The sequence below is a fragment of the Marinomonas sp. CT5 genome (assembly GCF_018336975.1).
Lineage (GTDB): Bacteria > Pseudomonadota > Gammaproteobacteria > Pseudomonadales > Marinomonadaceae > Marinomonas.
On sequence record NZ_CP025572.1, the window covers coordinates 417,848 to 431,091 of the forward strand.

The following is a 13,244-nucleotide window of genomic DNA, read 5'->3' on the forward strand; positions in this document are numbered from 1 at the left end:
GTTGAGCATGACTACGATGGAACTGTTTCCCGAAGTAAAACGATTTCTAGAAAATCCAAAGCGCTTATTTATTGGTGGCGAGTGGGTTGATGCGCAATCCGGTAAATCTTTTACAGTAGAAAATCCTGCAACTATTCAAGCTATTGCAAGTGTTGCAGATGCTCAAGCTGATGATGTCGATCGTGCGGTCCATGCAGCACGAAGCGCGCTTGAAGGCGAGTGGGGGCGTGTATCGGCTTCAGAACGTACACGCTTTATGCTTCGCCTTGCCGATTTGATAGAAGAAGATGCTGAAAATTTAGGTCAAATTATCTCGCTAGAGAATGGTAAGCCTTATAGCAATGCGAAGAATGGTGAAGTGGTCATTACTGCTAGCATTATTCGTTACTTTGCTGGTTGGCCTTCAAAAATTGAAGGCAGCACCATTCCTGTTTCCCCACGCAGTGGCGAACGTATGTTGAATTATACGGTGAAAGAGCCTGTGGGAGTTTGTGCTCTTATTGTGCCTTGGAATTTCCCACTTTCAATGTGCGCTTGGAAATTGGGGCCGGCATTGGCAACGGGCTGTACAGCTATCTTAAAACCTGCCGAACAAACACCGCTTTCTGCTATTCGTTTAGCTGAATTGATTGAGCGTGCAGGTATTCCTCGTGGTGTTGTTAATGTTCTGACGGGGTTCGGTGCGGGCGCTGGAGCGCCACTCGCGGCTCACCCTGATGTCGATAAAATCGCTTTTACCGGTTCTACTAATGTTGGTCGTTTGATCGCGCAAAGTGCGGTTGGAAACATGAAGAAAGTGTCTTTAGAGCTGGGTGGTAAGTCACCTAATATTATTTTGCCTGATGCAGACATTATTAAGGCTGCTAAAGGTGCTGCTGATGGCATTTTCTATAACCAAGGCCAAGTGTGTACTGCTGCGTCACGTTTATATGTTCACGAGAGTGTGCTCGAGCAAACCCTTGAAGAGTTGCGTAAACATGCCGCTGCTCATGTTGTTGGTCCGGGACTGGATCCACGTTCAACCATGGGGCCTTTGGTCTCTTCTGCTCAGTTTAATATCGTCAAAGACTATGTTGATAGCGCCGTTTCTGAAGGTGCTGAACTTGTGTGTGGTGGTCAGAAGCCAAGCGAACTAGGCGATGGCTACTTCATGCCGCCGACCGTTTTTTTAGATAGACAAGAGCAAGCGCGTATTGCTCGAGAAGAAATTTTTGGTCCTGTCGTCACCGTGATGAGTTGGTCGGATGTAGATGAACTGGTTCATCGTGCCAATGACACGCCATTTGGTTTAGCGGCTGGTCTTTGGACAAACGATCTGACTCAGGCGCATTCCATTGCAAGCCGCTTAAAAGCTGGGTCTGTATGGATTAACTGTTGGAATGTTGTCGATCCTGCTTCGCCATTTGGTGGTTATAAGCAATCTGGGTGGGGACGTGAAATGGGCAAAAATGTCATTGATGCCTACACGGAAACCAAGAGCGTTTTTGTCAATTTAGGTTAATAGTCATTAGAGGATTAGGTTATGAATTTAGAATTACAAGATAAAGTTGCCATTGTTACTGGCGGCGGTATGGGCATTGGTAAAGATGTGGCAATGTTTTTGGCTGAGGAAGGTTGCGATGTTGTTATTTGTTCTCGCACCCTGTCTGTTTTAGAAAAAACCGCTGAAGAAATTTCGGCGGCTACTGGTCGTCGTGTCTTGCCTGTTGTGTGTGATACAACGGACATGGACTCTGTGGAGGCAATGGTCGCAACAGCGGCAAAAGAGTTTGGTCGAATCGACATCTTAGTTAACGGTGCGGCGGCGCCTTCGGGTGTTGTGCGTAACTCGATTGAATTTGCTAACGACTACGAGTTATTAGGCGATTTGGATACTAAGGTAATTGGTTACTTCCGTTGTGCGAAAGCTGTGGTTCCTTACATGAAGAAACAAGGTTTTGGTCGCATTGTGAACATTGGTGGCTTAACGGGTCGTAGCAGCAAAGTCATGTCAGGTATGCGTAACCTTGCCATTGTTCACATGACGAAAAACTTGTCTGATCAGCTTGGTCCTCACGGCATCACTTGTAACATCATTCACCCTGGCGTGGTTGATACCCCTCACATTCAAGAGTTATACGAGCGTGAAGGCAAGTTACAAAATAAAACGCCTCAGGAAGTAGAGCAAGGCTACATTGATGTTACACCAATTCGCCGTACGTTAGCTCCCGTTGAAATTGCTTGGTTAATCGGTTTCTTGGTATCGCCAAAAGCCGGTGCGGTAACAGGTGAGTCTATAGGTATTGATGGCGGACTAACGCGCGGTATATTCATTTAGGAGGCAGCACGATGAGCGGAACAATTTTAGTTTCTACAGTCGGCCAAGGTGTCGTCAAAAGTGCAGATAATGGACAAACATGGCATCGCCTTGGTTTAGGTCAAGATATTGAATTTGATGCTATTACTCGTTCATTGGATGTAGATCCTGCGAATCCAAGCACACTATATATTGGTACGGATGTTGGGTTGTGTGTCAGTAAAGATGCAGGCGCCAAATGGCATCGTATTGATTCGCCTTTCAATGGTGAAACCGTTTGGAAAGTAGCGGTTGACCCTAATGATTCAATGCGAATTTTTGTGGGTACTGGTGCACCATCACGTGCTGTTTTGTGGCGTACAAAAGATGCGGGTAAAACATGGGATCGTGCACCTGTTGAAATCCCTGAGTTTTGTGCTGGTGTGAGTAAGCCTCGCTTATTAGCCTTTGCTTTTGATCCAACTGACAGTAATAAGGTTTGGTTTGGTTTAGAAGAAGGTGGTCTATTTAAGAGTGTGAACGGTGGTGATACATGGGAACGTATCGATGATCGTTTATTGTGGGACTTTAATTCAGACATTCACACTATTCAAGTTATGCCTAACCACGGACAAAAAGTCATTGTTGTTGTATGTGTTAACGCGGTTTATCGTAGTTTTGATGATGGCGAAACATGGGAAGGCGTAATCGCAAAAGATGAATTTGGTTTGTATTACGCACGCTCAACTGCTGTACCTATGGGCACAGAAAGTACTATTTATTTAAGTGTCTCTGATGGTACTCCAGGTACAACTAGCCAAATTTTTGTTTCTCATGATGCGGCTGCAACATGGCAGTTATTGCCCTTTCCACTACAACCAAACTCATGTGTTTGGGGGATTCATGTAAATCCAGCTAACCCAAATCAAGTGGTTGCTGGTACTAAGTATGGACACTTGTTTACTAGTGATAAAGCCGGCCTATCTTGGAAAAAAGAATGGCGTGAATTCAGCGAAATTTCGGATGTGCTTTGGACACCCGCCGAAGCTGTTATTGAAGCTGCTCATACCTCTGTAATCAAAAAATAGTGGTGTGATCGTATATAAATAGGTGATGAACATGAAAGTGAAAATCAATCGTACCCATATATCTTTATTCGTATCCGACCCAGATGCCTCTGCAGATTGGTATGAAGATGTTTTGTCTATGGAGAAAAACGCTCGTAATGGTGACGAATGGGTAATGATGAGCTTTGGTGACAAGCACCATGATATTGCTTTGATTAGAGCGCCTGAAGGTTCTGCAAAAGGAGTGATTGGTCTACAGCATTATGGCTTGGAGATCGATGGCGATTTGACCACCTTGCGCAGACTCTATGGCATGTTGCTGACTAAAAACGTCCCGATTGTCAAAACTACGGATCATGAAGTAGGTATTGGACTGTATTTTGAGGATCCAGATGGCAACCGCTTAGAGTTCTTTTTAGAAACAGAGCATGACGATGAGTTAGGTAAGCAACGCTTTAGAGCGACCGATGCCCCAAGTCGTCCACTCGTACTTGAACCCATTTTTGACTAATTTTGTAAGGATTTTATTCATGAAAGAAGCTAATTTTGGCCCATACCATATTCGTAAATGGTTCTACCATTACGAAGAGACCTTAGCCAACGAAACGGGCAAGTTGGCCGATGGTGAACCTGTTAAAAAATATGTTATTGCGGCAGCTGTTCATAATCCATTTGCTAATACCTATTCAGAAGATTTGTCTAGTTTGATCAATCAGTCTCCAGAGCTCGGCAAAGAGTTTGGTCGCCGTATCAATGAAGTCGCCGGTGACAATGAGATTGTTAGCTATGGTAAGTCGGTTCTGGTTGGCGCCTTTGGCGAATACGAACACGGTAATGCTTTTCTTACGAATCCAGCTGCTGACCCTGTACGTGCTGCTGTCGGTGGTGGTAAATCTTGGGTGCCATCAACCGGTAAGGTGGGTGCTCCTGGTGCGACCATCGACGTGCCATTGGCTCATAAAGATGCTTTATATGTGCGCTCTCATTATGACTCAATAGCCGTCTCTTTTAACGATGCGCCACGTAATGACGAAATCTTGATTATCTGGTCATTCGCTACTCGTGGTCGCTTACATGCTCGCCTTGGTGGGTTAGAAGCGAAAGATGTTAAAGGTGAAAATGGCCTCGTTTAGAGGTCATTTTTAACGGGGCGTTTTGTATAGAGGTAAGAGCAATGACAATGTCGAGTAGCAGCCACTTTTTTACCAGCGATGGACTTAGCTTACATTACCTTAAATGGGGCAATGGCAAGGTACCTGTGGTCATGCTTCATGGTCTACGTGGCTTTGCTCAAACTTGGCAAGACTTAGTGGATGCTTTGGGTGAAGACTTTACTTGCTATGCGTTGGACCAGCGCGGGCGCGGGGATAGTGATTGGGGACCAGCAGAAGATTATAACGCTGACACTTATGTAAAAGATTTTACACGATTCGTTGATCATTTAGCGCTAGATCGCTTCGTCTTGATCGGTCACTCGTTAGGTGGACAGAATGCCGTAGAATTCGCGCGACGACACCCTGATCGTGTGATGGCGATGGTAATTGAAGATATTGGCCCCGGTTCTTCAAAACAAGGTGAAGGCGCAGAACGTATTCGTCGTGAAATGCGCAATACACCTTTAAGCTTCGCTTCATGGGAAGAGGCCAAAGCTTTCTGGACTAAGTCACGCCCAAACTTAACCGAACAAGCACTTCAAGCGCGTTTGAATCATTCGTTCCGCGAAAAGGACAATCGAGTGATGTGGAAGCATGATCAAAAAGGCATTGCTGAAGCGCGATTGAGCATTGAGCCGATAGATTTATGGCCCGCTTTTAAAGCAATCAATTGTCCTACTTTATTGGTAAAAGGTGGTAATTCTGACTTTTTATCCAATCAAACTGTTATAGAAATTATGGCATCTAACAATGATGTTGTTCAGACCGTTCAGATAGATGGAGCTAGTCACTACGTTCATGATGATCAACCTGAAAAATTCAATGACTCAGTGGTTCGGTTCATGAAAATGGTTCTTACAGATTAGAGGTCTTTCAAATGAAAATAAAAAAAACCGATGTTGTAATTGTTGGCGGTGGTCCAAATGGCGTGACATTAGCCAATTATCTGGGCATGTATAATATCAAAACAGTATTGCTCGAGGCATCAGCCGAGATTTTACCTTACCCACGAGCAGTGGGAATGGACGACGAAGCACTGCGAGTGTTGCAAGGTGTTGGTCTAGCCGAAGTGGCTGTTAAAGACATGATTGCGAATGTTCCGCTGCGTTATTACAACGCTCGAGGAGTCTGTTTTGCGGAAGTGAAGCCGAAGGCTGCCCAGTTCGGCTGGCCGATGCGTAATATGTTCATGCAACAGCTCTTGGAAGTAACTCTGCGCGAGGGTTTAAGCCGTTTTGATTCTGTAGATTTGAGCCTTGGTCATTCAATGACCAGTATAACGGAAGAGAATGACAAGGTGGTGTTGACCGTTACCGATCCGTCCGGTGAAGAATATCGCCTTGAAGCGGCCTATGCGGTTGGCGCAGACGGTGGTCGTTCAGAAGTCCGTAAGCAGACAAACATAGGTTTCTCTGGATTAACCCACCCGGCAAAATGGGTCGTAGTGGATGCGGCGAATGACACCCTCGATGCCCCCTTTACGGCACTACATGGTGACCCAGTAAGACCCTTTGTTTGTATTTATCTACCTTATCAACATCGTCGTTGGGAATTTATGTTATTCCCTCATGAGAAAGAAGAGGATATCTGCCAAGAAGACGTTATTCGTGGCCTGATTCGTCGTCACATTGGTGACAAAGTAGATAGCCTTGATATCGTACGCATTCGTGCTTATACGCATAATTCCCGTGTCGCGGATACCTTTGTCAAAGGCCGAGTATTGCTATGTGGTGATGCGGCACATATTACACCGCCATGGGCGGGTCAGGGTCTTAACTCGGGAATTCGTGATGTGGTTAATATCGGCTGGAAAATTGCTGCCGTGGTTAAAGGCCTGGCATCCCCCCAAATTTTACAAAGTTATGATGACGAGCGCCGAGGTCATGCGACTGACTTGGTCGGTTTGGCCGATAATATGGGCGCGATTCTTGGAATGACCAACCCTATTATGGCGGGTATCCGCGACTGGATGTTCAAAGCAACAGATTCCGTAGACAGTTTGCGTGAGCATTTGGTGGAGTTCAAATTTAAGCCTAAAGCTCATATCGTTAAAGGTATCGTTTATCATGAAAGTGAAGAAGTCTACGAAGATACGTTAGTCGGAAAATTGTTTATTCAGCCTGACGTAGAAACGGCTGAAGGCAAGAAAGAGAAACTTGATACAGTGTTAGGTGATTGGTTCTCAATAATTGGCTATCGCGTCAATCCCACTGATTACATGTCAGAAGAAAACCTTGCGTTTTGGAACAAGATGCAAACCCAATATATTCAAGCTAACCCTTCTCGCAGTGGCTTAAGTCATGACGAGCGGTTAAAAGCATCCGGTTGCGTCAGCATTGAAGACATAGATAACAATTTATCCGATTGGTTCGGTCAAGCCCGTGACAAAATTGCCATCATTCGCCCAGATCGATTTGTTGCCGCGTTAACGTCTGCCAAGCGTTTGAATGAAGTGTTGGATGAGCTGCGTGCCAAACTTACTGCTAAATAACTACTAAAAGTAGGAGAGCCTGGTGTTGGAAGAGCAAATTGCAAAGAGGTTGTTTGAAACACGTCGTGACAGTATTGCTATCCCTTTGATTGATGACCTTTCCAAGCAAAATATTGCGTTTGGGTATCAAGTTCAAAAAGCGATTATTGATCTGAATAAACAAGCGGGTAACAAGCTAATAGGTTGGAAAGTTGCATTGTCTAATCAACCTGCTTTAGATCGTTTTGGCTTGGAAGAACCGATTTATGCGCCGCTATTTGCAGCAAATATACTGTCTAGTCATTTAGCTCAAGAGCAGGTTATTGCGCCTAAAATTGAATCTGAAGTTCTGTTTGTTTTGGGGGAAAGTCTTTCTGGGTCTGATGTGTCTGACGACGAAATATTGGCCTCTATTGCCTGGATGGCTCCCGCTATTGAAGTTGCGGATTGCCGTCTTAAAGATTGGAAGTTCGATATTAGTCACTTTGTGGCTGACAATGCGGCAGCGGGCTTTTATCAGGTTGGTAAGCTGGTTCCCTTTAATGTTAATGAACTGGAAATGATAGGTGACTCTTGTCTGTTAGAAACAGCTGTTATGAGTGAAGTCGGTTCTATGGAAAATGTTTTGGGTGGGCCACTTGGTTCAGTCGTGCGCATGATACGTGGGGTTTTGGCTATTTTTGGTGAAATAAAAGCCGGGCAACAGTTTTTGAGTGGTTCTTTGACCAAGCCTGTAGATATGGTGCCGAGCCATACTTATCGCCTTCACTTGCTTGGTCAGAGCCTATTACTTCATTACAACTAACCTGCAGGTAACGTTATGACTGATAAATTTGATAAAGGCCTCATCACTCGTAAAGCCGTCTTAGGCAATGCGTATGTTGATAACTCAATTAACAACGCGACTAATTTTACGCGCCCACTTCAGCAGTTAGTAACAGAGTATTGCTGGGGAGATGTATGGCAGAGAGATGGGCTGGAAAAGCGAGAACGTAGTTTGATCAATTTGGCCATGATTGCAGCGCTTAATCGCCCTCATGAATTAGCTTTACATGTCCGCGGTGCTGTGAATAACGGCGTCACTCTCATTGAAATTCGCGAAGTTTTATTACAGGTGGCTATTTACTGCGGTGTACCAGCATCGATCGATGCCTTTCGATCAGCCAGTGCGGTATTAAAAGAAATGGGGCTGGATTTAGATGCCTCTGAATTAGCCTAATCGTCTTATGTCCAAATAATGCTAATGGAGCGCATGGTCTTCATGCGCCTTCCTTTCTTATCATCCCACCCACAATATAAAAAGAGATCGTAACCATGCTTGAATCCAGTTATCCATTTTACTTGGCTAATGAAGCTGTTTATGCCAACACGGATTTGTCGGTTCATAATAAATACTCTAATGAAGTCGCGACAAAAGTGGCTATGGCCAGTGCTGCTGATATTGATAAAGCCATTGCCGCAGCAGATGGGGCGAAAGATGCCATGAAAGCTATGCCAGCTTATCAGCGTCAAGCCATTTTGCAGCATTGTATAACTCGTTTTAAAGAGCGCTTTGAAGAGTTAGCTTATGCGCTGTGTATTGAAGCAGGTAAACCTATCAAAGACTCGCGCGGAGAAGTAACACGATTAATTGATACTTTCCAAATAGCAGCTGAAGAAGCCACTCGAATTTATGGTGAAGTCATGCCAATGGACATTTCTGCGCGTGCAGCAGATTACCAAGGTATGTGGAAGCGCGTTCCTATTGGTCCATGTTCGTTTATTTCGCCGTTTAATTTTCCGTTGAATTTAGCTGCGCACAAAATTGCTCCTGCAATCGCTGCGGGTTGTCCTTTTGTTCTAAAACCAGCCAGCTTAACGCCAGTGAGTGCTTTGATTGTTGGTGAAATTCTAGCCGAAACTGATTTGCCAAAAGGTGCATTCTCGATTTTACCTTGTCATCGTGATGGTGCCGATTTGTTTACGACTGATGAACGTTTGAAATTGTTAAGTTTCACTGGTTCCCCAGATGTTGGTTGGGCGTTGAAAGCCAAAGCGGGTAAAAAGCCGGTTGTACTTGAACTTGGTGGCAATGCGGCTTGCATTGTTGATGAAGGGACTGATTTAAATGACGCTATTCAACGCATTGTATTCGGTGCGTATTACCAGTCTGGACAAAGTTGTATCAGTGTACAGCGTATTATCGTGCATGAATCTCTTTATGATGATGTTAAACAACGGCTTACTCAGGCGGTGAATGCTTTAGTGTCGGGCAATCCATTAGATGAAAACACCTTTATTGGTCCAATGATTACTGAAAAAGAAGCGGTTCGTTTGCATACTTGGATAGAAGAAGCCGTTGCTGGTGGCGCAACCGTGTTAGCGGGTGGTACACGAAGTGGTGCTATGTTGGATGCTACCTTGATGGAAAATGTAGACCCTTCTATGTCTGTGTCTTGCCAAGAAGTGTTTGGTCCAGTGGCTATTATGTCATCCTTTAGTGATTTTGATGCTGCGTTAGAAGAAGTAAACAATTCCGTATTTGGTCTACAAGCAGGAATCTTTACCAAAGATATTTATAAAGCCTACAAAGCTTGGGATGTACTAGAAGTCGGTGGCGTTGTCATTGGTGATGTACCTTCTTGGCGTGTTGATCATATGCCCTATGGTGGTGTCAAAGACAGTGGCTTGGGACGTGAAGGTGTGCGCTTCGCAATAGAAGACATGACTGAGATGAAGCTTATGGTATTGCGTACTCCTAAATAGGGTATAGCGTTATGAGCCACAAAAAAAGACGCTTCTGCGTCTTTTTTTGTGGGAGAGATTATTCTCTCTGTAGTGGTTTTTTCTAATATTGTTTTTCAGGGATAAAACAGGAGCATCATAGTAGTTACTTAAGTTGCAGTGATGAAAGCCACAAAATGATGGTTGAGTTTGGTTTGTTTGCAATCAGGTTGATGCAAAGTAGTTATGGCTGTGGGTATCATCTCGTCGTAAAAACTTTGAAAGGCTTTAATTTACTTTTCAAACACGGTGTTAGGAAATGATTTGTTAATAAATAACAGTATTTTCAGTGAGCAATTAATTAAGTGGTGCAAAGAGGCAAAATAGAGATGATTACTTGCTGCTTGAGGTAGTTTGAACTTTGTTTATGAGAATCATTGTTCTATTTAAGCTTAAATGAACATCATATTTTTTAAGATATAAAAATAAAACGACGACCTGAAAAGGGGGAACAGGTCGTCGTTGTCGAACTCATTAAATTATTGGGTTAGAAAGGCATAATTGCGATAATTTGCGCATACGTATTGGTATTGGTATTTCCTTGCTTACTACTGTATTTAGGAGTGTAAAAGCCTACTAATGGAGACACTATAAGGTTGTCATTGACGACCCATTCAGCCCAAATATCTAGCTCTTTAGCATCATTTTTCTTGCCTTGGTCTGTTTTATTTTTGGAAATATCAAAATAGGAAGCACCCACGCTGAGCATTTCAGTAGGGTTAGCCTTGATGCTAATGGACTGAATGTCCGAGGCTATAGTGCCCCCAGATGTGCCAGCGTAGTTTGCGGCTACTTCCCCTTGGAACCAAGTGCCGTAACCACGGCTGAAACCGTAGAATAATGGGTCATAGCCCTCATCATAACGGGTAAAACGATAATTCACACTTGGGGACCATGTTGTGTCAGCAAATGTCCAACCGGCTTCCGCATACCAAGCATTGGCATCTTTAGAATTATCGCCTTGGGTCTGCTTCACATATTCAGAAGATAGGAATAAGTTTTCGACTCCAGCATCGCCTTGGAAACGCACACTTATGGTTTTCTGACCGTCACGCTTGGTTAAGCCAAAAAAGTTGGCTTCTTTTTTATCAACACTAAGTCCTTGGTTGTATAAGAAACCAACTACGCCATACGAGTTGTTATTCTCAACATTGATTCCGGCCATTTCTGTGCTGGCTTGGCCGGCATTATCCGACTGTAACCAGTAAATGTCAGAGCGCCAGCCCTTGTCTCCACCTACACGAAGAATCGCTGTATTGCTAAATGCTTTACGTGGTGCCAACCAAAGTCCGCCGCCACGATTAATTGTTATTTCAGATGCACCTGGAGCTGAATCTAAGCCGCTACCAAGGTTTAAAGCATCGCCATTGATAATAAATCCATCACCGATGCTGAATGCTTGACGGCCAACGGATACTTCAAACTGACCAGTCCGATAGCCTATGAATAGCTCTTCAAGTTTGGTTTTTCTTTCATCCCCTGTGGTGGCGCCACTTGCATCGCCATCCCCCCAGGTACCACTTGAAAGTGCACTGACTGATCCAAACAGTTCGCCACTATTAAGTGTTTTATCACCCGTTAGGCCATATTTTATATAGCCTTCCTGCCAAGAAGGAGAGCTCTTGCTGTTGCCATAAGTTTCTTGGCTTTGAAAGGCTCCAATAGCTGCTTCGCCAGTGAAGGTTACATGTGTGTCTTCTTTGTCGACAATTGAGTACGCCTGAGCAGCGCCTGTGCTACCGACTAGCGCAGCACAAATACACATGTTTAGGGTGTTTCTTTTGAACAATATTTTCATAGGGGGTCCTTTTGTTTTTCGCTGATTATTATAAGAAACGCAGTGCTTTACGTAAGAAAATAGAGAGAAATAAGGAATGATTCAATAAAAATTATTACCATGTGATATTTTTTATGTTTTTTTTTACAATTTTTGTTTTTTTGCATAGCTCAGGATGAGAAAGAAAAGTGGGGCTAAGTTGTTTCTTTTCAGAGGGCGTTTTAAGTAAAAAGCCCCGCATTTTGCAATGCAGGGCTTTGGTTTGTTAGCACTTTATTCAGAGCGGTTAAGGTGAAGTGGCAAGATCCGCTTCAGCCGCAGCCAGCATGTCGAACTCTTCTTCTGGTGTTTTGGCTACAAGGCGATTCTTGCTGTACAAGAAGTAGTAAGCAGTGCCAATGACGAACAGTACCAGTGTGTAGTTAAAAGCACGTGGGTCGTATGCATAAACACCTGTGAGAGCCAGTAGGGATAAAACAAATGCGATGGATGAGGTGAAGATTCCACCTGGAGTTTTGTATGGACGATGCATATCCGGTTGTTTAATGCGTAATAAAATATGGCTCAGTGCCATCAAAGCATAAGATACCGTTGCTCCTACCACCGCCATAGCCAACATTAGGTCGCCTTCGCCAGTCAAAGAAGCAAAGAAGCCCAAAACCCCTGGTACGATCAAAGCACGAGAAGGGACTTTACGTTTATTAGTCACAGAGAGACTTTGTGGTAGGTAACCTGCACGAGACAAGGCAAATACTAAACGGCTGTAACCGTAGATAATAGAGAAGAAAGACGCAATTAAGCCAGCAAGACCTAATACGTTGACCGTGGTTGCTAAAGATCCGTGTCCAGCAAAGTTTAAGGCATCAACCAAAGGAACGGCACTCTTACCCATAGCGTCTGCACCAGCGGCACCGGCCAATAAGAATACAACCAACACCGCCGTGAAAAGTAAGAAAATCATCGCACCGATAATGCCTTTTGGTACGTCTTTCGCAGGATCTTTTGCTTCTTCAGCGGCCAAAGGAACGCCTTCAACGGCCAAGAACAACCACATGCCAAATGGCAAAGCCGCCCAAACCCCATACCATCCCATAGGCATGAACTCAGATGCACCAGCGGCATCGGTTACAGCCACATCAAATAAACGGCTGGTGTCGAAGTCCCCAATCAAAGCAACCGCTGTCGCCAGAATAGCAATCACGGCCAAGCCACTGATAACCATCATGACCTTAAGTGCTTCGCCCGCCCCCGCTAAGTGAATGCCGATAAAGACAAGATAAAAGGCGGCATAGACCCAAGGACCGTTAAAGCCTAATAGCGCTTCTACAGCAGAGCCGATGAAAATCACAATGGCAGCAGGCGCCAAAGCATATTCAATTAAAACGGCTAACCCAGTTAAAAATCCGCCAGTAGGTCCCATGGCTTGACGAGCAAAGCTATAGCCACCGCCAGCAGCAGGAATAGCCGCCGACATTTCTGCTAAAGATAAAACCAGCGTTAAATACATGACCGCCATCAAGCCCGCAGCGATGGCAAAACCACCCCAGCCCGCTTCTGCAATCCCAAAGTTCCAGCCTGCGAAGTCACCGGAAATAACGTATGAAACACCTAAGCCAGCGAGCAAAATCCAGCCAGCTGACCCCCTTTTTAACTGGCGTTTCGCCAGATAGTCTTTATCTAATTGATCGCTCATAGTGGTTCCTTTTGTGCTTTATTAGTTGAGTGTTGACTCGTTATT

At 44.5% G+C, this 13,244-nt stretch carries 12 protein-coding genes; 10 read left to right on the forward strand and 2 right to left on the reverse strand.

Annotated elements, in window-relative coordinates:
- Nucleotides 1–7: 7 nt before the first annotated feature.
- From C0J08_RS01995 to C0J08_RS02040, 10 genes are all read left to right on the forward strand, one after another.
- Complete coding sequence (locus C0J08_RS01995) at nt 8–1,501, forward strand: aldehyde dehydrogenase family protein (RefSeq protein WP_212654469.1); 1,494 nt, start codon at nt 8–10, stop codon at nt 1,499–1,501.
- Between the two features lie 21 nt (nt 1,502–1,522).
- Nucleotides 1,523–2,317: an SDR family NAD(P)-dependent oxidoreductase gene (locus tag C0J08_RS02000; RefSeq protein ID WP_212654470.1), complete on the forward strand. Its 795-nt coding sequence runs from the start codon at nt 1,523–1,525 to the stop codon at nt 2,315–2,317.
- A gap of 11 nt (nt 2,318–2,328) precedes the next feature.
- Complete coding sequence (locus C0J08_RS02005; RefSeq protein ID WP_212654471.1) at nt 2,329–3,363, forward strand: VPS10 domain-containing protein; 1,035 nt, start codon at nt 2,329–2,331, stop codon at nt 3,361–3,363.
- A 31-nt stretch (nt 3,364–3,394) separates the two neighbouring features.
- On the forward strand, nt 3,395–3,853 hold the full coding sequence (locus C0J08_RS02010) for a VOC family protein (protein WP_212654472.1): 459 nt from the start codon (nt 3,395–3,397) through the stop codon (nt 3,851–3,853).
- 19 nt (nt 3,854–3,872) lie between these two features.
- Nucleotides 3,873–4,475, forward strand: coding sequence for an amino acid synthesis family protein (locus C0J08_RS02015; protein WP_212654473.1), 603 nt, complete (start codon nt 3,873–3,875; stop codon nt 4,473–4,475).
- 41 nt (nt 4,476–4,516) lie between these two features.
- On the forward strand, nt 4,517–5,362 hold the full coding sequence (locus C0J08_RS02020; protein WP_212654474.1) for an alpha/beta fold hydrolase: 846 nt from the start codon (nt 4,517–4,519) through the stop codon (nt 5,360–5,362).
- A gap of 11 nt (nt 5,363–5,373) precedes the next feature.
- Complete coding sequence (locus C0J08_RS02025; RefSeq protein ID WP_212654475.1) at nt 5,374–6,987, forward strand: bifunctional 3-(3-hydroxy-phenyl)propionate/3-hydroxycinnamic acid hydroxylase; 1,614 nt, start codon at nt 5,374–5,376, stop codon at nt 6,985–6,987.
- Between the two features lie 22 nt (nt 6,988–7,009).
- The gene (locus C0J08_RS02030; RefSeq protein WP_212654476.1) at nt 7,010–7,771 is read left to right on the forward strand and encodes a 2-keto-4-pentenoate hydratase; all 762 of its coding nucleotides are present in this window, start codon (nt 7,010–7,012) and stop codon (nt 7,769–7,771) included.
- 15 nt (nt 7,772–7,786) lie between these two features.
- Nucleotides 7,787–8,185 (forward strand): carboxymuconolactone decarboxylase family protein, encoded by a 399-nt coding sequence (locus C0J08_RS02035; protein ID WP_212654477.1) that lies wholly within the window; start codon nt 7,787–7,789, stop codon nt 8,183–8,185.
- A gap of 95 nt (nt 8,186–8,280) precedes the next feature.
- The gene (locus C0J08_RS02040; RefSeq protein ID WP_212654478.1) at nt 8,281–9,711 is read left to right on the forward strand and encodes an aldehyde dehydrogenase family protein; all 1,431 of its coding nucleotides are present in this window, start codon (nt 8,281–8,283) and stop codon (nt 9,709–9,711) included.
- A gap of 505 nt (nt 9,712–10,216) precedes the next feature.
- Here the strand turns inward: C0J08_RS02040 and C0J08_RS02045 are convergent.
- Nucleotides 10,217–11,527 (reverse strand): alginate export family protein, encoded by a 1,311-nt coding sequence (locus tag C0J08_RS02045; RefSeq protein WP_212654479.1) that lies wholly within the window; start codon nt 11,525–11,527, stop codon nt 10,217–10,219.
- A gap of 265 nt (nt 11,528–11,792) precedes the next feature.
- Entirely contained in the window at nt 11,793–13,199 is a 1,407-nt protein-coding gene (eat, locus tag C0J08_RS02050) for an ethanolamine permease (protein ID WP_212654480.1), read from the reverse strand.
- Nucleotides 13,200–13,244 lie beyond the last annotated feature (45 nt).